Source organism: Enterococcus sp. 9D6_DIV0238 (assembly GCF_002174455.2).
Taxonomy (GTDB): domain Bacteria; phylum Bacillota; class Bacilli; order Lactobacillales; family Enterococcaceae; genus Enterococcus_L; species Enterococcus_L dunnyi.
Map to the genome: position 1 here is coordinate 92558 of NZ_CP147246.1, position 19137 is coordinate 111694.

Here is a 19137-nt window from a genome sequence, read left to right on the forward strand (position 1 = left end):
TCTTTATATAAATGATTACAAACCTAGGAATGGGGCAGGATTTACAAAGCCGCTCCATAAACCAGTAGAAATACTAAAATGTAAATGGACTCCTGTTGAATTACCAGTTGTTCCCATACCACCTAATGTTTGTCCCGCACTAACACTTTGCCCAGCTGAAACGCTCAGACTGCTCATGTGTAAGTAGTAAGAATAATAGCCATTATCATGTTTGATAACAACATGATTTCCAGCCATGCCGCCGTAATTTGCTGTTACGACTTCACCGCCGCGTGAGGCCATGATTGGAGTGCCGCTAGCGCCCCCAAAGTCGATACCATCATGGAAAGAACCAGAAATCCCCGTAGGATCTTCTCTTCCGCCAAATCCGCTTGTTACGATCATGCTTGCAACAGGAGAAGCCCAGCCACCTGAAGAAGTCGGTGGCGTCACAACTTCTTGACTGTCATTAGAGTCAGAAGGGGTCTCAACCGTACTAACTGTGTTTGTATCTGGAACTGTTGTAGTGGTATTCTCTGAATCAGTTGTTTTTGAAGCTGCTGCAGCTTGCTGTTCTTTTGCTGCTAATTCTTTGGCTTGTTTCTCAGCGATTGCTTTTGCTTCAGCTTCTTTTTTCTTTTCTTCGGCGATCGCTTTTAATTGAGCGGCTTTTTTCTTTGCAGCTTCTTCTTTTTGTTTAACAAATTTATCTTTCTCTGCTTTTTCAGTTGCAAGGGCAGCTGAAATCTCATTGATTTTTACATTTTGCTCTAACTTCGCTTCAGTCAATGCAGCTTCTTTTTCTTCAAGCTCAGCAGTTTTCTTTTCAAGTGTTTCTAATGTTTTAGTTAAAGAAACTTTCAATTTATCAAGTTCTTCTTTATCTTCTTTTTGAGCGGTCAAAATATCATTGTTCGCAGTGACCAATGTGTTTACTGCCAACGCTTTAGAAATAGCATCTGAAATCGACTCAGAATTTAGAATGACAGCTAGAACTGATTCTTGTTCATTATTTGTTTGGGTAACTCTTGCTTGAGCATTTAACTGGTCATTTCTTTTTTCGATCTTTGTTTCCAAAGTTGCGATATCTGTATTTAGTTTGTTCATTTCTTTTTCATGTTTTTGTTTTTCAGATAGCACAGATTGGTATTCATTTTCGATTGTTTCGATCTCAGTTTCTAGAGTAGCTAAATATTCTTTAGCATCTTGTTCATTTTTTATGATTTCTTCTATTTTTTTCGTTTGGCTATCGATTTTTTGATCGATGTCTTCAGCAGATACACTCATAGGCGCTGTATGGACTAACAATATAAATGAAAGTGTAAGTAATAATTTCTTCTTCAAAGTAACATCCTCGCTTTTAATTTTCATATTTTAGAAATGGAACAAGAAGTGCTGCTCAAAAGACATCCAGCTACTAGTTTTGCACCACCATATATTCTTTGATAACACAAATAAAAGTATACCATAATCTACGAGGAATAATCCTTTAAGAACCATAAGATTAATAAAAAACGATGAAATTTAAAATCTGGAAATAAACTTATCATCTAATTGTAATATATGACATCTAGGTCTTTACAGTAAGAAAAGTATATAGAAAGACACCTTAAATTACTTTGTATTGTGATCAATGTAGAAGGCATCCAAAAGTGCTAGAAGAGTATCCTTCTCCTGAGTAAACCTCTTTTGAATTGTTTTATCAGGCAACTTCTTTTGACGTATTTTTTTATCGGTAAATGCTGAATAATCCACGATTTTTGCTTCATGAGGGTCATCATAGGCAATATCGTTGGTCACGACATCAGATATGATAGAGAAAATCTGGGTAAGAGAAGGCAGAAGTTGATTTTTTTCAGCGCGCTCTAATAGATCAAATAATTGAAATAAGAGAATATCATTGATTTGCTTCTGACTCGATTTGTGAAATAAAGCATCGATCTTTGGTAGAAAATCTGTCCGATATCGATGATCTTGTTCGATCCTATAGACCGTAGGATCTTCTGAAATCACTAAATTACTTTTTTGTGAGAGCTTGATTTGATAAGTTGTTTCAAATAATTCTGGAAATAGCTCATGGGCAGTGGTCAAGATTTCTAAATCTTGCAAATAAGAAATTTTCTGTTTTGTTAATGTTTGCATCAGTACTTGTAATTGATCTTTTTGAAGCGAAGCCTTTAATTTATTTTGAGACAGTAAACGAATCACATATTCTTCAAAGCTACCGTAACGAATCCAATTTACTGTTGTATTGCCAAGAATAGCCAATTTTTCTAAACGTTCTTCTTTTGGCAGATTGTTGCCTTTTTCCCAATTGTTTACTGTGCTGGCACTAGAATTTCCGACTAATTTTGAAAAACGTGCCATAGAATAATTATGCTGACAACGAATGTCTTTGATTCGCTGTCCTGCTGCTTTTAAATCTATTTTCAAGATAGTACCTCCTGTTTTTTCTCTTTTCTACTATATCACTTTTTGAAGATTAATTGTAGTGTTTAATTGTCAATTTGTTGTTGATTTTTGTTCTTTTAAATGATAATCTGTTTTTATCCCGAAATAGTTTCATTCGTTTGGTGAAGGAGGTGAAAGCACGACATGCTATTGAGCTGATTTTAGCTAATGTTTTTAGTTTATTCCTTTGTTTTAAAAACTGGTACATAAAATTATAATTGTCTATCTCAGCATTTTGTTTTTATTTATTTTTTACCGAAATTTATTCATTATTTATAAAGAGGGGGAAGAAGAAAATGAAAAAAACGGCCAAATTGGAAGAACGCAAAAATTATTTATTGTATGAATTTTTGGAAAAATTGAATAGGGAAGTTCCTTTTCAAAATGACGGACGAAAACTAGAAGAAGCATTTGTTCAGCAATACAAGATGATGGTAAACATGTCATTCAGTGCGAATATATTATATAAAGGACTTGATTATGCTTCACGACTTTATAATCATATCGCTAAGATAGAATACACACGTTTGCATAAATTCATCATCCATCATCAGTTTGATCCTCAGCACACAGAAATGTTATTAAAAAGAATCAAGAAGGCACACAATGAATTGGTTCAAAATTCTCCTAGAACAAAAAAATCTGAGGGCGTAGAAATATTTTATGGGTTCACCGGTGGAAACCGTAAAAAGTATAAAATGAACCGTAAAGCGATCACTCAAATGTATATTGTGATAAAAAAGGCATCTGAACAAAACCGATTGAAATTTGCGCAAGAGTTATGGGACAGGGGCTACCAAAAATTGAAAATGAAAAAGGCAGCTATTTGTTGGCGACTAAAAAGTTATACATGGCGTTAAAGGAACTCCTTAATGAATAACATACGCATAAAAAGTCTTTTTATTTGCGGCGCAATAATGATTTTTCTAATTTGTGTACTCAAAAGTTTGATTGTCTAATACAAAAACTGAATAAAAAATGAAAATCGATGAGTCCTGCGTAGTTTATCTATGTAGACTCATTTTTGTATTTAGAAAACATCAAAAACTAATTATTGGGGGAACACATAGGAGATGGATTACAAAGAACTTATTGATTACGATGCCAGAAAATTACTAGATCTTTTCTTATTACTTGCTTCTGCTGATGGCAAAGAAAAGTTGGAGATATTCTCAAGAAAATTATCTATAAATGCAAAAACGATTTTGCGTTACATAAAGAAGATAAAGCTTCTTATCAAACGATTTCAATTGGAGGCGGAGTTATCGATCAGTCGCAAATCCATAAATTACTATTATTTAAAAAAATCTAGTGATTATTATGTAGAAATATTTTTAACTAGATTTTTGTGTGAGCTCCCTGAAATTATTTTTTTGAAGGCAATAATAGACGATACAACTATTCAAACGAAAGAATTTTCAGAAAGACTTTCAATTAGTGAGTCTAGTTTAAGAAGACGAATAAAAAAAATCGATTTATGGTTAAGCAAAAGTGGACTCTCTTTAAGAAGAGGCAGTTATCAACTTGTAGGAGATGAAGTACAAATTCGGGCATTTATTTTGCATTTTTATTGGCTTGTCTACCGAGGAACCATCGGCAGCTTTCTCTCATCTGAAATAGAATCTAGTGATAAATTAACAGAAACGATCATTCATTTTTTTCAGATTAAAATCAACGATCTTCAGAAACTATCTTTTTCCCGCATGATCCAGATTGCATTATGGCGCGAAAACAATGGACATCAGATTCGTCAAAAAAGTGAGTGGTCTCCTTATTTAAAAGAAAGTGCCATTTTTTCAAATTTTGTTCAGACGATTGTAAAAGAAGACTTCGCTAAAAAAATACCTTTGTCAGAATTTGCCTATCTGTATTTAATGATTCAGGCAAATTTTTTACCCTACTATGGTGCAAGTATGCAAGCTTTTATTATTGAAGAACATTTTTTGAAAAAAACAACCTGCTATTTAAATACGCTAATAGCAACAACTAGATTTCGACAGATTTTTTGGGAGAAAAGGATCGAGCATTCCAAAGCAAGTGTGATAAGCTTTCTCTCTTTTCACTTACTTTATGAATTAGTTTCTGATTTATCATTCGACCGAAATCGTTCTGTCAACAAACTGCAGGAAATGTACCCTAAGTTTCTGAAAAGGATTCATACGTGTGTTGATGAACTGATAGTAGAAATTCCAATCTATAAAAAAGTGAAGAGAGAATTACTTGTTCATCGCTATTTCACAATCTTATCGACACTAACATCACCGGTTTACAATGAAAAAAAGATCGTTATTTGTTTGATGACAGATTTCTCCATTGAAAAAGAATACGAATTAGGTAAGCGAATCACTGCTTTTTTTCAATACAAATATAATTTAGTCGTTATTTATGCTCGAACATCCAGTACGATCGGTTATGCAACGCTTATTTTAACGACCACATACCACCAAAATTTATTTCATCAGTGTGAAAGGCCAGTGATGCTAATTGATATTGAATTTTGTGAAAAACAGTTTTTTCAATTGGAAAAATACTTAAAAAAAGTGATTAGTTGAAGCCCTTTCATAGAGTTGTGGTACACTATAAAAGTAAAGACAAATTTAGGAGGTTTCACAGTGAAGAAAATTCAATTTGGAACAAGTGAGTTAGAAGCGGCATCGGTCATTCTTGGATGTATGAGGATGAATGGAGCAGAAAATCCTACAGAAGTAATTGAAACCGCATATGAGAATGGCATTGATTTTTTTGATCATGCGGATATTTACGGAGGAGGAGAATGTGAAACGATTTTTGGCAATGCTTTAAAAGAATCCGCAATTAATAGAGAGGATATCATTATCCAAACAAAATGTGGGATCCGCAAAGGAATGTTTGACTTCTCAAAAGAGCATATTGTTGCTTCTGTTGAAGGCAGTTTAAAGCGTTTGGGTGTGGATTATGTTGATGCTTTATTATTACATCGCCCTGACACTTTAGTAGAACCAGAAGAAGTTGCTGAAGCTTTTGATCAATTAGAATCTCAAGGGAAAGTAAAATATTTTGGTGTAAGCAATCAAAAACCAATGCAAATTGAATTGCTGAAAAAAACCGTCAAACAACCATTGCTGGCAAATCAGCTACAGTTTGGAATCAAGCATACTGGAATGATCGATCAAGGAATTCATGTCAATATGACTGATGAAGCAAGTATTGACAGAGATGGGAGTATTTTAGATTATTCTAGATTGAATCAAATGACGATCCAAGCGTGGTCTCCTTATCAATATGGATTTTTTGAAGGTGTTTTTCTAGGAAATGATAAATTCTCAGAGTTAAACCAAATACTGGATCGCATTGCTGAAAAGTATGGTTGCTCGTCAACTGGTTTAGCAACGTCTTGGATTTTAAGACACCCTGCGAATATGCAAGTGATTGCAGGAACGATGAATACTAAGCGTATCAAAGAAATAGCGCAAGCAGCTGATATCGTACTTTCAAGAGAAGAATGGTATGAGATTTATCGTGCTGCGGGGAATATTCTACCTTAAAATACAAGTTTTTCATATAATCTTCACAATGATTTAGTATCATTCTTTTTGTAAAGCAATTCTATTTTGTGTGTGAATAATATAAAAAGTCCATTCCGTGTGTGGGGAATGGACTTTTTTGGCTAAAGTTACTTGCTTTGATTCGTTGGTAATGATGCTTTTTGCTGAAGTAGTGTTTTTATTTGTTCCTCTATTTTATCCGCAAGTGAGTGATCTTCCAATATTTTCATGTAGTCTTTCAATAAATAATGTAAATCGATGGTAGAAAAGATGCATCAAAAAATAGTAGTTAAGAAGAAGGATTTTATCGAAGAAAAGTTACATTTTAGAAATCTTTCATTCACATTTTATTCATAACTTCCTTGTATTATTTAACTATCGAAACAAAACAAAAAAAGTGTGTGTTTGTTTCATTTGTGTGAATCCTAATGTTCCGCTCTGAATGTGTGCAGAGCGGTTTTTTTGTGCTTTAAATTTGAATGTGCTCTTTCCTTTCTTCTCTACTGCAAAGTTTTAAGATTTTTGTTAGAATAGAGAAGGACACCAGTTTGCTGAAGATGAGGAGAAATAGAATGACAAAAAAGAAGTTATTATTAGTAGATGGGAATAGTGTAGCGTTTCGAGCGTTTTATGCTGTTCAAAATTTTGAGTCATTTAAAACAAAAAATGGCTTACATACAAATGCGATTCTTTTTTTCAACAATATGTTGGACAATATCATGCAAAAAGAAGAGCCGAGCCACGTCTTGATTGCTTTTGATGCGGGAAAGACGACCTTCCGCCATGCTTTTTTTGATGACTATAAAGCTGGTCGAGCTAAAACTCCAGGTGAGTTTAAAGAACAAATGCCTTATATTCGCGAGCTGATCGATGCTTTGGGGATACAACATTATGAGTTGCCGGAATACGAAGCAGATGACATTATTGGAACTCTTGCACGTCGTGTGGAAGCAGATGATTTTGAAGTAGTTGTTGTCTCTGGGGATAAAGATTTAACGCAATTGGCTGATAAGAATATCAGGGTAGAGGTGACTGCAAAAGGTGTTAGTGAATTAGTCACTTATACACCAGAATTTATTAAAGAAAAATATGGCTTGACTCCTTTGCAAATAATCGATATGAAAGGTCTTGCAGGAGACAGCTCAGATAATATACCTGGGGTCACTCGGGTAGGAGAAAAAACAGCGATCAAGTTATTGGCAGAGTACGGTTCGGTTGAAGGCTTATACGAGCATATCGATGAGTTAAAACCAAGTAAGATGAAAGAAAACTTGATCAATGATAAAGAACAGGCCTTTTTAAGTAAAAAGCTTGCAACGATCGATGTCAATGCACCGATCGATATTTCTATCGACAGTTTAGTTTATAATGGAAAAAATTTAGACAAATTAGTTCCTTTCTATCGTGAGATGGAGTTTAAACAACATTTAAGTAAATTGGACATTGAAGAAGAAACCGTTGATTTAGCGGATGTTCATTTTGATGTAGTGGACACATTTACAAAGGAAATGTTTACAGAAGATATGGCTTTGTATGTAGAAATGATGGAAGACAATTATCATACATCGCCGATCGTCGGGGTAGCGTGGGGAACTAAGAAAAAGATTTATACAACAAACAATTTAGCTCTTTTTGAAAGTCAGCCCTTTATCGACTGGCTATTGTCAGATAAATATCAGAAAGTCGTATATGATACGAAACGTACGTATGTAGCACTTAATCGTTATGTTGGCAAAACAAAGGGCATCAAGTTTGATGTATTATTGGCGGCATATCTGTTGGATACAAATGACAATAGTGCGGATATCGAAGGTGTTGCGCAATATTACGGATATGGTGACATTCGATCAGATGAAGCGATCTATGGAAAAGGGGCTAAAAAAGGCTTACCGGAAGACGAAGAAGTATTCTTTAGTCACTTGGCAAGAAAAGTCAATGCGATTCATTTTCTGACAGAAAAGCTGGATCATGAATTAGCTGAAAAAAATCAATCTGATCTATTTTACAAAATGGAATTACCGTTGTCTCGTATTTTAGCTGATATGGAAATTACTGGAATCAGAGTAGATGCGCAGCGGTTGAAAGACATGCGCATCGAATTTTCAGATCGTCTACGTGAAATCGAACAAAAAATCTATGCTGAAGCGGGTGAAGAATTCAACTTGAATTCGCCAAAACAATTAGGAGTGATCCTATTTGAAAAAATGGGCTTGCCAGTCATCAAAAAGACGAAAACAGGCTATTCTACAGCTGTGGATGTTTTGGAGCAATTGAAGGAACAGGCACCGATCGTCGAAGATATTTTAGTGTACCGTCAAATCGCTAAAATCCAATCGACCTATGTAGAAGGTTTGCTCAAAGTGATCCAGCCTGACGATAAGATCCATACACGTTATGTGCAGACTTTGACACAAACCGGGCGTTTAAGTTCGATCGATCCCAATCTACAAAATATTCCGATCCGTTTGGATGAAGGTAGAAAAATTCGTCAGGCATTTGTTCCAAGAGAAAAAGATTGGCGTATTTTCTCTTCAGATTATTCACAAATTGAATTGCGGGTATTGGCGCATATCTCAGACGATCAGCATCTAAAAGAAGCTTTTATTGAAGGACAGGATATCCATTCTAGTACGGCGATGCGAGTCTTTGGAATTGAAAAAGCAGAGGATGTAACGCCAAACATGCGACGTCAAGCAAAGGCAGTGAATTTCGGAATTGTTTATGGAATCAGTGATTATGGCTTATCTCAAAATCTAGGAATCACTAGAAAGCAAGCACAGGAGTACATTGATACGTACTTTGAAAAGTATCCAGGTGTTAAAAAATATATGGAAGAAATCGTTCGTGATGCAAAAGATAAAGGATTTGTTGAAACGTTGTATCATCGACGCCGTTATTTGCCTGATATCAATTCACGAAACTTTAATTTGCGATCATTTGCTGAACGGACAGCTATCAATACGCCGATTCAAGGAAGTGCTGCGGATATTTTGAAAATTGCAATGATCGAAATGGATCAACGCTTAAGAGAAGAAAAAATGCAGGCGACTATGCTGCTTCAAGTACACGATGAACTCGTTTTTGAAGTTCCTGAAACAGAGCTTGAAAAACTAAACACTTTAGTCAAAGATGTTATGGAAAATGCAGTTGCCCTTCATGTACCTCTGATTACAGATAGTAGCTGGGGCAAAACATGGTATGAAGCAAAATAATAAATAAATTAAAAAGAGACTGGTTGATCGGTTGGTTCAGAGAATGCTTAATGCGGAAGATAAGCCTATCTGTTTCACTGCCATCATCATCAGTCTCTTTCCGCTAAGGAGAGATGGAAAATGCCTGAACTACCAGAAGTTGAAACGGTTCGAAAAGGGTTGGAAAAATTAGTCATCGGACAAACGATACAAGAAGTTACGATTTTATGGCCGAGAATCATTGAAGCACCTGAAGCAGAGATTTTTGCTTTAAAACTTGTTGGTCAACGTTTAGAAAAAATGGAACGACGAGGAAAATATTTGCTATTTAAGTTTACTGATTATGATATGATCTCTCATTTACGTATGGAGGGAAAATACGAAACACACGATAGCGCAGATGCAGTGGATAAGCATACTCATGTAATATTTAAGTTTACGGATGGCACAGAACTTCGTTATTTAGATGTTCGTAAGTTTGGACGAATGACGCTGGTTGAAAAAGATCAGGGGATAAATTATAAAAGTATTCTAGCTCTAGGCCCGGAACCAGTTCCAACTGAGTTCAAATTGAAACCATTTCGTGAAGGTCTAAAAAAACATCACAAGGCAATCAAACCTTTGCTTTTAGATCAACGTTTAGTAACTGGATTAGGGAACATCTATGTTGATGAAGCATTGTGGGAGGCCCAAATCCACCCAGAACAACCCGCGGATTCGTTAAATGGCAAAGAAGTAAGTAAGCTTTATTATGCGATCATCGATGTTTTAGGCCGAGCTGTTGAAGCTGGCGGGACAACGATTCGCAGCTATTTAAATGCATTAGGAGAAGCTGGGACCTTTCAAGTTTCATTAAATGTATATGGTCAGACAAATCAGCCTTGTCTAAAATGCGGCACACCAATAAAAAAAATCAAAGTCGCTCAAAGAGGCACTCATTTTTGTCCGAAATGTCAAACACTGAAAGTGAGGAGCTAGGATAGATGGGAATGATATTAGGATTAACTGGAGGGATCGCTACAGGCAAGAGTACAGTCGTTGAGATTTTTAAAGAGGAAGGTTTTCCTATTGTGGATGCGGATGTAATCGCAAGAGAAATAGTTGAGCCGGGGACTCCCGGACTTCAAGCGGTCGTTGATGCATTTGGTTCTGAACTATTGTTTGCTGATGGTTCCTTAAATAGAAAAAAACTGGGAAAGATCATTTTCTCAGATAAGCAAAAGAGAGAGCGATTGAATCAAGTACTGTCACCGTTTTTAAGAGAAGCTATCTTAACGGATATCGCTCGGAAGAAAAATCTGTCATCCTTAGTTATTGTAGATATTCCTTTGCTTTATGAAGGAGGCTATGATGCGGTTGTCGACCAAGTCGCAGTGGTTTACATTCCAGAAGAGCTACAATTATCTCGTTTAATGAAGAGAGATGATCTTTCAGCTTTAGAGGCTGAACAAAGAATCGATAGTCAAATGCCGATCGAAGAGAAAAAAAATCGTGCAGATATCATTTTTGATAATCAAAAAACAACGGAAGAGACAAAAAAACAAGTCAAGAAATGGCTTTCAAAAAATATTTTTTGATTATATAAAATTAGTGTTATATAGTTATTTTATTTATGTTTATAGATAGTGCTAGTTAATTTCGAAATAGCGATGTGAAAATAAAAAATCACATGGCTATTTTTGCGTTTTTATGAGGTTTAATTCGATTTATTAGTATTTAGGAAATAATTATATAGTTAATTTTTAATAACTAAATATTTTAAAAATATATAGACAATTATATTTGATTTGTGTTATCTTACGTAAAAGAAAAATGAAAAAAATAAACAAACATAGGGGAATTAAGGATGAAAAAAGAAATAGTTGTGATCGGCTTAGGTTACGTAGGATTACCGAGTGTTATGAATCATGTAGAAAATGGTCATCAGGTAATTGGATTTGACATTGACCAAAGGAAGATAGAGTCACTGAATAGAGGTGTCAGCTATCTTGATACAATGTCAAACGAATCGATTACTGAGATGTTAAAAAAGGAAACAGTTTTTACAGCTGACGAACAAATGCTGAAGGATAGAGATGTCTACATTATTGATGTGCCAACGCCGATTGACGATCATAAAATTCCTGATTTGAGTTATGTGAAATCCGCAGTAAGTCTGATTGAAGATAAAGTGAAAGTAGGATCATTGATTATTTTAGAAAGTACTACTTATCCAGGAACGACGGAAGAATATCTGGTGGAAAAGTTCGCTGCAAAAGGCTACAACATAGGTACTGATTTGTACATTGCGTATTCTCCTGAACGAATCGATCCAGGAAATACAGAATCTTTAAGTGCGAAAATTCCAAGGATCGTAGCAGGATATACTAAAAACTGTCTTGCGCAAGCAAAAGCGTTATACGGAGATCATGTATCAGCGGTTTCAAGCTTAAAAATAGCAGAACTTGCAAAGATTTATGAAAATACATTTAGACTAGTCAACATTGCTTTAGCAGATGAGCTGCAAAAAATCACGGATAATTTAGAAATCAGTGTAGGAGAAGTCTTGGAGGCAGCAGCAACCAAGCCGTTTGGATTTATGAAGTTTACACCAAACTTAGGGATTGGTGGTCATTGTATTCCAGTTGACCCATATTATCTCACTTGGTTGATGGAAAAAAGAGGAATCGATACTCCATTGATCAGTACAGCAGGCCAAATCAATGATTCAATGCTCGACTATCATTTACATAAGATCAATGACTATCTCGTTGAACGGGGAGAAAAACTTGGAGAACTGAAAGTTGCGATCTTGGGAGTAACCTATAAGAAAAATGTAGCAGATATCCGAATGTCATCAGTTCGTAAATTGATGGAAAAATTAGGAGAAACAACCGAACACATTGTTGCTTATGACGATGTCTTGCATGCTTACTACACCAAAGAGGATGAGAAGATATGCTGTTTAGAGAACAATTACCATGAACTTACTTCTTTTGATTTAGTGATCTATGCTGTGGATCATGAACGCTATGAAGAAAACAAGCCAAAGATCATTGAAAATAGCCGTCTTTTTTACGATTTGACGACAGTCTAAATGATTGAAATCTGGATAGGAAATGGGTGAGGTGATTGAAATGTCCAGAAAGAGTAAGCGTAAAGAACAACAGGTTATTGAGAATCGACGCTCAAAAAAATTACTAAAAACAGTGCTGGCCCCATTGCTTTTACTCTTATCTATACCAGCTCTTGTTTTTGGGGTACATCTAGTTAAACAAGCGCCTAAAAAAACGACGAAAGAAAGTCAACCCACTCAACTAGTGATAAAGGAAAAAAAATATGCTGAGGTTTCTTCATGGTCCGAGCTGGTCGAGGCTTTATCAAACACGCATATAAGTGAAATCGATCTAAAGAAAGATATCAAGTTCCCCCAAACGGAAGAAGAACTGACAACAGAAAATCGAATAACGGTTCAAAAAGAAAAAATCTTTCATTTTGATAAGACTAAAAAGAAGCAGCAACGTCGTTCTATTTTGCTGCTCAACTTTCCTGAAAAAAGTTTTGATCGATCTGTGGTGATTCAAGGGGAAGGCAAGAGTATCGATTTAGGTAAAGTTGAATTGAACCTTCCAGCAGGTTTGGAGCTGGATTTTAAAGATGTGGTTCTTTTAAGAGCATATCACTATTGATTGGGTTTACTGATTATTTAGAAAGGATGTTTCAATGAAAAAAAGTCTTTTTTTCTTGCTTGAGGTAACTGGTAAATCTCTGTTATTTTTAATTCCTGTTTTTTCTATCGGTTACATTATTTTTTATGAGCTCACTCATTTTAATGATCAGATGATCGAGCAGTTTATTTTATCTGGAAAATTACCAATGACAGCCTTTTTTCTTGTCGTTCTATTCGTTTTGATCATTCATTTTACGTTTAATAATCAGAAAAAAAGAGTCCTTAAAGATTCTGGAATCATTCCAAAAATTAGACGGTATAAAATTGGTTATTGGTCAATAAAACGAAAAACCGGAAAAGAACAGATCCTGTTTAAAAAAAGTACGAGCATGCTAGTTGTCACTGTCGTTGCGACGATCATTTTAGGTATTATCTGGTTTGGTTATCGACTTTCAGGTGGTTCCCGTCACTCTTTGAGTGGTATTGCTCCATTTTTTACGATGAGTGGAGGAATGGCACTTGCAACACTCGTTTTGAGTGCTTTATATACGCCTTATACAAGTGATGGCACTAAAGAACGAAACGTTCATATCCTGATGCCCATCTATAATGAGCCGGTTGAAAATATCGAGAATGCTTTTCGTTCTATTTTGAATCAAACAGCAAAACCTTATTCTTTCGTTGCAGTGGATGATGGCAGTCAACTAGTTGATTATGCTGAACTTTCTGCTAAGTACCAACGGATTTTTGCCGAAAAAGATATTCGATTTCAATTTTTAACTCAGAAAAATAGTGGGAAGCGGGCGGCTCAGTTACTAGCCTATCGCTCGTTGAATATCGCTGATTTTCACAATGAACTTATTTTAACTGTGGATAGTGATACTGTTTTTGAAAAGCATGCGATCGAGCAGGGCATTATCCCTTTTGAAGACGAGCAAGTTTATTCTGTTGCTGGAGTTATTGTTACGCGAAATATTACAGATAATATCCTAACGATCATTACGGACCTATTGGTTGTTGGCCATATGGTGCTGATAGAACGATCGATGAATTCGATGTTTGGCAGTGTAGCAGTTAACAGTGGACCGATCGCTTTTTATCGTGCGGAGGTTCTGAATTTAGCGGAAACTCTTGGGTATGAAAATGAACGATTTGGCCGTGCAAGAGTGGAGTTTTCAGATGATAGTTTTTTGACGATGGCGGCTCTTTTATTAGGGAGAGCAGTTGCTCAGTCAACCGCGGTTTCTTATACTGAGTTACCAAATAAACTTAGCCATCATGTTCGGCAACACCTTCGTTGGAGCAGAGGAAGCTTTATTAGAGGCTTTTGGCGTCTGTCCCTTTTTCCGATCAATAGCTTTGTGTTTTTTAGGCAAGCTTTTGGCTGGGCAATGTTTGCTTCGATGATTGTGATCAAGCTGCAATTATTGTATTGGCTGATTTTCGTGATGACAGATATTCCATTTTTACTTTTAGCACCATTAGCCTTTAGTGCCGTTTATTCGTTATCATATATTTCGATTCCAAGAAATGACTTGGCTAAAAGAGATAAGTGGATCGTGTTTTGTGCGTTTCCCTTTACCGTATTATGGATGGTTTTTGTTCTTTCACCTGTGCGAATTTGGGGATACATTACTCATAAAAAAACTGGCTGGGGGACGAGAAATAAAATAGAGCTATAACTTTTAAATCATACAACTGTAACAAACCATGTAAGGAAAAGTTTCTTCGCGTGGTTTGTTATTTTATTTCACGATGGATAATTGTTATTAAATAAAACTCATACTATAAGAAAAAATTAATAGAGATAGATAGTTAATGTCTGGTTTCTCAGCCATTTCATGTTATAATACGAGTAGTAAACAACGATTATACGAAATAATAGATAATAATAGAGATAAATGAGGTGAATATTATGCGTTGTCCAAGATGTCATCATAATAATTCTCGAGTCATTGATAGCCGTCAAGCAGATGACGGGCGTGCGATTCGTCGTCGTAGAGAGTGCGAAAATTGTAACTACCGTTTTACAACCTTTGAGCGGATCGAAGCGGCGCCATTGCTAGTGATCAAAAAGAATGGTGATCGAGAAGAATTTAATAGAGAAAAGATTTTGCGTGGGTTGATTCGTTCAGCTGAAAAAAGACCTGTTGCAATGGAACAAATGGAGCAAATTGTTGATAATGTTGAAAACCGGGTACGTAGTTTAGGGGAAAATGAAGTTTCGACCACTTTAGTTGGTGAATACGTGATGGAAGATCTTGTAAATCTGGATGAGATTGCTTATATTCGATTTGCGAGTGTTTATCGTCAATTTAAAGATATGAGTGTCTTTTTGAAAGAATTACAAGGAATCGTTGATAAAGCTAAGTCGTCAAATAATGATGCAACCAATAAATAAGGAGGTCTTTCCTTGAAAAGTAATTGGAAAGAAGTCCAACCAAAAAGCATTTTTCAAGTTGGTATAAGTTCACCGTTATCTGATCAAGAGCGGGAAGTATTGACGCTTTTGTATCAACCGATCATTGGCTCAGATGCCTTTAGTTTGTATACGACACTTTTGTCGGAAATAGAGACTACTGGTACGAGTGAATCACTGTTTCATGCTGAATTGATCACGATGATGAATAAGAGTATCAAACAAATTCTAGACGCAAGAAAAAAATTAGAAGGAATAGGACTTTTAGATACGTTTGTCAAAAACGATCCAGAGTTAGGCACTATTTTTTTCTATCGATTGAATCACCCGGAAACTGTTGAGCGCTTTTTCAAAGATGAAGTTTTGACATTGACTCTTTTGAATACGGTCGGTCAAAGAAAGCTGGATAAGCTATTTGCTCGTTTTAGGCCAAACTTTTTCTCATTAGCTGGTTATGAAGAGATTTCAGCAAGTTTTAAGGATGTCTATTTATTTAAAGAAGAACAGATAGTTGCTCAAAATAAGCAATTACAACAGATTGAAGCGTCATTTGAGGATCCACGTCCTGCTAAAAAAATCAGTGCTGTAAATGAGTCGTTTGACTGGGCCTATTTTATTCAGGGAATCGAGCGTTTAGGTATAAAACTGCCGGATAATAAGGATGGATTTAAGGAAGAAGTTTTTATTTTTCATAATTTGTTTGGCATCACAGAATTGGATATGGTCGATTTTTGTTCAAAATCATTTGATTATTATACGGGTAAGATCGATGCTAAGGATTTTGAACGTGCGGTTTATAGAACATACGACCCTGACAAACAACAAAGAAAAAGTGAAGTCGTTCAAAATGAACAGGCGAATCTTTCAGAAGCGGATCAGCAGACCTATCGATATAATTCATTGAAAATGTCTGGTTTTTCAGAAATGGATATTCAGATGATCATGGATAGTGAAAATAACTTCCCGTTGAACTACTTAGAGGCCTTAAAAAATAGCAAAGGCGGGTATACAACACCGCAAGAGCGGTCTTTAGTGAAATATCTAGTTTCAAAATCTGGCTTACCGAATAGTGTGATCAATATTTTGATCAATTATGTATACAATATTCAAAAGCAGCCTACGCTAAAGGCAGACTATGTAAATCGAATTGCCAATGAATGGGCTCAAAGCGAAATCGTTTCACCGGAGAAAGCCATCGAACATGTCCGTGAAATAGCTCAAAAAAGTAAGACAAATCAAAGCAAGCCCCGTTATCCACAAAATAATCGAGTCATTCGTCAGGAAACATTGCCTGACTGGGTAGACAATCCAGTGGAGGAAAAGAAATTATCTCCAGAAAGACAAGCCGAGCTTGAAAGGGAGCTTCGAGAATTATTAAAAGAAGAAGGTGATTAATAATGGAAGATGTAGGAAAAGAAATGTCAAAGATCATTCGAAACAGGGATATGAGTGAACGTTATAACGAGTTGGTGAATGTTGTTTTGAAAGATGATGATGTCCAAAAATTTATTGAAGAACATCGCGACCGTTTGACAGATGATGATATCCGAAAAAGCTATTCAAAATTATATGAGTTTGTTCAGGAGAAAAGAAAGTATCAGCTAAACGATCCTACGATGATCGCTCCTGGTTACGAACCAAAATTAGCTTTGAACTTCCATTATATCGATGTCACTTATATTCCAACAGAGGCTTTGATTGCAAAGCAGCAAGAAGAAGAGATCAGAAAACGTGTGAAGGCGATGGATATGCCAAAAGATGTCCGCGAGGCTCGCTTGAAATCCTTCGATCTAAGTTCAGATGGACGGGAGGAAGCGTTTGCCGGAGCGATGAAATTTATTAAGGAATATTCGCAGTCGCCAAAAGAATTTCATAAAGGCTTATATTTACAAGGGACATTTGGTGTAGGAAAATCCTTCCTTTTAGGTGCCATCGCCAATAGTTTAGCTGAGCGTGGATTTGTCACAACGATCGTTCACTTTCCAACCTTTACCGTAGAAATGAAGCAGGCAATCGCGAAAGATCTAGTAGGGGAAAAGCTGGATGCAGTCAAAAAATCTCCAGTGTTGATGATCGATGATCTGGGCGCTGAATCGATGACGTCATGGATTCGTGACGATGTATTGAGTGTTATCTTGCAATATCGAATGCAAGAGCAATTAGTCACTTTCTTTTCATCAAATCTAAACTTAAAAGATCTTGAAAAACATTTAACTGTTACACAACGAGGGGAACAAGAGCCATTGAAAGCACGTAGGATCATGGAGCGTGTTCGCTACTTGGCAAAGGAAATCACAATGTCCGGAAATGATCGGAGAAATGGTTAGAAAAGAGGATGGGACAGAAGTGTTCAACTCCGAGAACCAAGTAGGTACTGTGCAACACTGTTTATCTGCGACGAGTTTTTGACGAGAAAGCATCAACTCATTCTTTGTTGTGTTTTACAGCAATTTCAGCTTATTTCCGAAACCTTCAACTCTTAGTGCTTTAGCACTTAGAATGTTGCTAGCTTCACTTTGTTCTTTGAACAATAGTGAAACTGTATGCATTAGCTGATGTGATCGAAGCGGAGTAGTTACTTCTGCTTCCACCGTTTATTCGTTTTAAAGAGGACTAGGTCGTAACTCGTAGAGTTATGTCCTAGTCCTTTTTTTCTTTTTAAAGTTGCTGGCTAGGTTGCGGATTATTCGCTTTATTACAAAGAAATGTGTACACTAAAGACATAAAAACAAATGACTGAGGTGAATTATGAGAAAGAAAGTAGTCTTTTTTGGGGGGATACTAATTTTGGGCGTGTTCGCCTATTTTCTTTTTTTCAGACAAACGACAAAAGAAATCAATGTAAAAAAGGTGGAACCGGAAATCATGAAACTGATGACAACGGATGAACAGACTTTTAGGCATAAAACTGTGAAACAATCATCAGAGACGCAAGAACGCAGAGATAATCTTAAGTTCTTTATCGATACAAAGATGCTGCTTCCAAGTGGTGGAATAATAACCAACTTCCTGGAAAATACAGAGTCAACTGAGGTAGCAACGGGGCATGAAATGCTAAGTGAATCTTCTGGTTTATACCTAAGAAATCTTGAAATGACTGATACAAAAGGCCGTTTTGATGCGTATTATAAAGAAACAAAGAAGCTTTTTTATGATAAAGTCCAATTCAGCTATCGTATAGATGAAAATGGCAAGAAATTTCCTGTAAATGCTTCGGTCGATGATTTAAGAATCATTCGAGCGTTGATCGGTGCTAGCGCTCGATTTGGTTCCGAAGACTATACAAAGGAAATCGATACCTTAGCTAAAAATTTTATGGAAACATCAATGGATGATAATGTCTTGATCGACTTTTATGATGTTGATCAAAAGAAAAAATCTGATAGTACCTCGCTTTTTTATATTGATTTAAAAACAATGGGTTATCTTTATAAAAAATATGATGTATCTGCTGATTATTTACAATATCATTATTCTTTGATTGAAAACGGCTATATATCTGATACCTTTCCATTTTATCAAACTAGATACAACCACAAAACGAATAAATATGAAAATACTGGAACGATCAATGTGATTGAATCCTTACTTACGATCCTGCACTTAGGGGAGGCTGGTCTTCAAAAGCAGGAGAGTATTGATTTTATTAAGGATCAGGTCAGTAAGGGGACCTTGTTCAACTCCTATGATTTAACAGGCGTTCCGGTGGATAAAAATCAATCAGCTGCTGCGTATGCTTTAGCAGCAGTGATTGGAGCAATTATCCATGATAAGGAGTTATACGACTCTTCGATTTTGATTTTAAATAATTTTCAAATCACCGATCCAAGTAGTTTGTTTTATGGAGGATTTGGTGATATCCGGACAAAAGATGTGTTTTCCTATAATAATTTAATGGCTCTTATAGCATATGATTTATGATCG

Annotated in this window: 15 protein-coding genes; 13 read left to right on the plus strand and 2 right to left on the minus strand. The window is 35.9% G+C overall.

Annotated features, from left to right (window positions below):
• Nucleotides 1–15 precede the first annotated feature (15 nt).
• A complete protein-coding gene (locus tag A5889_RS00405; RefSeq protein ID WP_087639910.1) occupies nt 16–1323 on the minus strand; it encodes a murein hydrolase activator EnvC family protein in 1308 nt (435 codons plus the stop codon).
• Between the two features lie 270 nt (nt 1324–1593).
• The gene (locus tag A5889_RS00410; RefSeq protein WP_087639911.1) at nt 1594–2412 is read right to left on the minus strand and encodes a helix-turn-helix domain-containing protein; all 819 of its coding nucleotides are present in this window, start codon (nt 2410–2412) and stop codon (nt 1594–1596) included.
• Nucleotides 2413–2726: 314 nt separating this feature from the next.
• On the opposite strand from A5889_RS00410, the gene A5889_RS00415 reads away from it, so the two are divergent.
• The 13 genes from A5889_RS00415 (at nt 2727) to A5889_RS00475 (ending at nt 19134) form a co-directional block, all read left to right on the plus strand.
• Nucleotides 2727–3290: a hypothetical protein gene (locus A5889_RS00415; protein WP_087639912.1), complete on the plus strand. Its 564-nt coding sequence runs from the start codon at nt 2727–2729 to the stop codon at nt 3288–3290.
• Between the two features lie 213 nt (nt 3291–3503).
• On the plus strand, nt 3504–4982 hold the full coding sequence (locus A5889_RS00420; protein ID WP_087639913.1) for a helix-turn-helix domain-containing protein: 1479 nt from the start codon (nt 3504–3506) through the stop codon (nt 4980–4982).
• 60 nt (nt 4983–5042) lie between these two features.
• Nucleotides 5043–5954 (plus strand): aldo/keto reductase, encoded by a 912-nt coding sequence (locus tag A5889_RS00425; protein ID WP_087639914.1) that lies wholly within the window; start codon nt 5043–5045, stop codon nt 5952–5954.
• A gap of 572 nt (nt 5955–6526) precedes the next feature.
• A complete protein-coding gene (gene polA / locus A5889_RS00430) occupies nt 6527–9166 on the plus strand; it encodes a DNA polymerase I (protein ID WP_087639915.1) in 2640 nt (879 codons plus the stop codon).
• A 120-nt stretch (nt 9167–9286) separates the two neighbouring features.
• Nucleotides 9287–10123: a DNA-formamidopyrimidine glycosylase gene (gene mutM, locus A5889_RS00435; protein WP_087639916.1), complete on the plus strand. Its 837-nt coding sequence runs from the start codon at nt 9287–9289 to the stop codon at nt 10121–10123.
• Between the two features lie 5 nt (nt 10124–10128).
• Nucleotides 10129–10722 carry a dephospho-CoA kinase gene (gene coaE, locus A5889_RS00440; RefSeq protein ID WP_087639917.1) on the plus strand — a complete coding sequence of 198 codons (594 nt, stop codon included), beginning with the start codon at nt 10129–10131 and terminating at the stop codon, nt 10720–10722.
• A 269-nt stretch (nt 10723–10991) separates the two neighbouring features.
• A complete protein-coding gene (locus A5889_RS00445) occupies nt 10992–12221 on the plus strand; it encodes a nucleotide sugar dehydrogenase (protein ID WP_087639918.1) in 1230 nt (409 codons plus the stop codon).
• A gap of 40 nt (nt 12222–12261) precedes the next feature.
• Complete coding sequence (locus A5889_RS00450; RefSeq protein WP_087639919.1) at nt 12262–12813, plus strand: pectate lyase-like adhesive domain-containing protein; 552 nt, start codon at nt 12262–12264, stop codon at nt 12811–12813.
• Between the two features lie 34 nt (nt 12814–12847).
• The gene (locus tag A5889_RS00455) at nt 12848–14476 is read left to right on the plus strand and encodes a glycosyltransferase (RefSeq protein WP_087639920.1); all 1629 of its coding nucleotides are present in this window, start codon (nt 12848–12850) and stop codon (nt 14474–14476) included.
• A 233-nt stretch (nt 14477–14709) separates the two neighbouring features.
• Entirely contained in the window at nt 14710–15195 is a 486-nt protein-coding gene (gene nrdR / locus A5889_RS00460) for a transcriptional regulator NrdR (protein WP_087639921.1), read from the plus strand.
• Nucleotides 15196–15207: 12 nt separating this feature from the next.
• Entirely contained in the window at nt 15208–16608 is a 1401-nt protein-coding gene (locus A5889_RS00465) for a replication initiation and membrane attachment family protein (protein WP_087639922.1), read from the plus strand.
• A 2-nt stretch (nt 16609–16610) separates the two neighbouring features.
• Nucleotides 16611–17540, plus strand: coding sequence for a primosomal protein DnaI (gene dnaI / locus A5889_RS00470; RefSeq protein ID WP_176372768.1), 930 nt, complete (start codon nt 16611–16613; stop codon nt 17538–17540).
• 421 nt (nt 17541–17961) lie between these two features.
• Nucleotides 17962–19134: a hypothetical protein gene (locus tag A5889_RS00475; RefSeq protein ID WP_207114549.1), complete on the plus strand. Its 1173-nt coding sequence runs from the start codon at nt 17962–17964 to the stop codon at nt 19132–19134.
• The last annotated feature ends 3 nt before the right edge of the window (nt 19135–19137 follow it).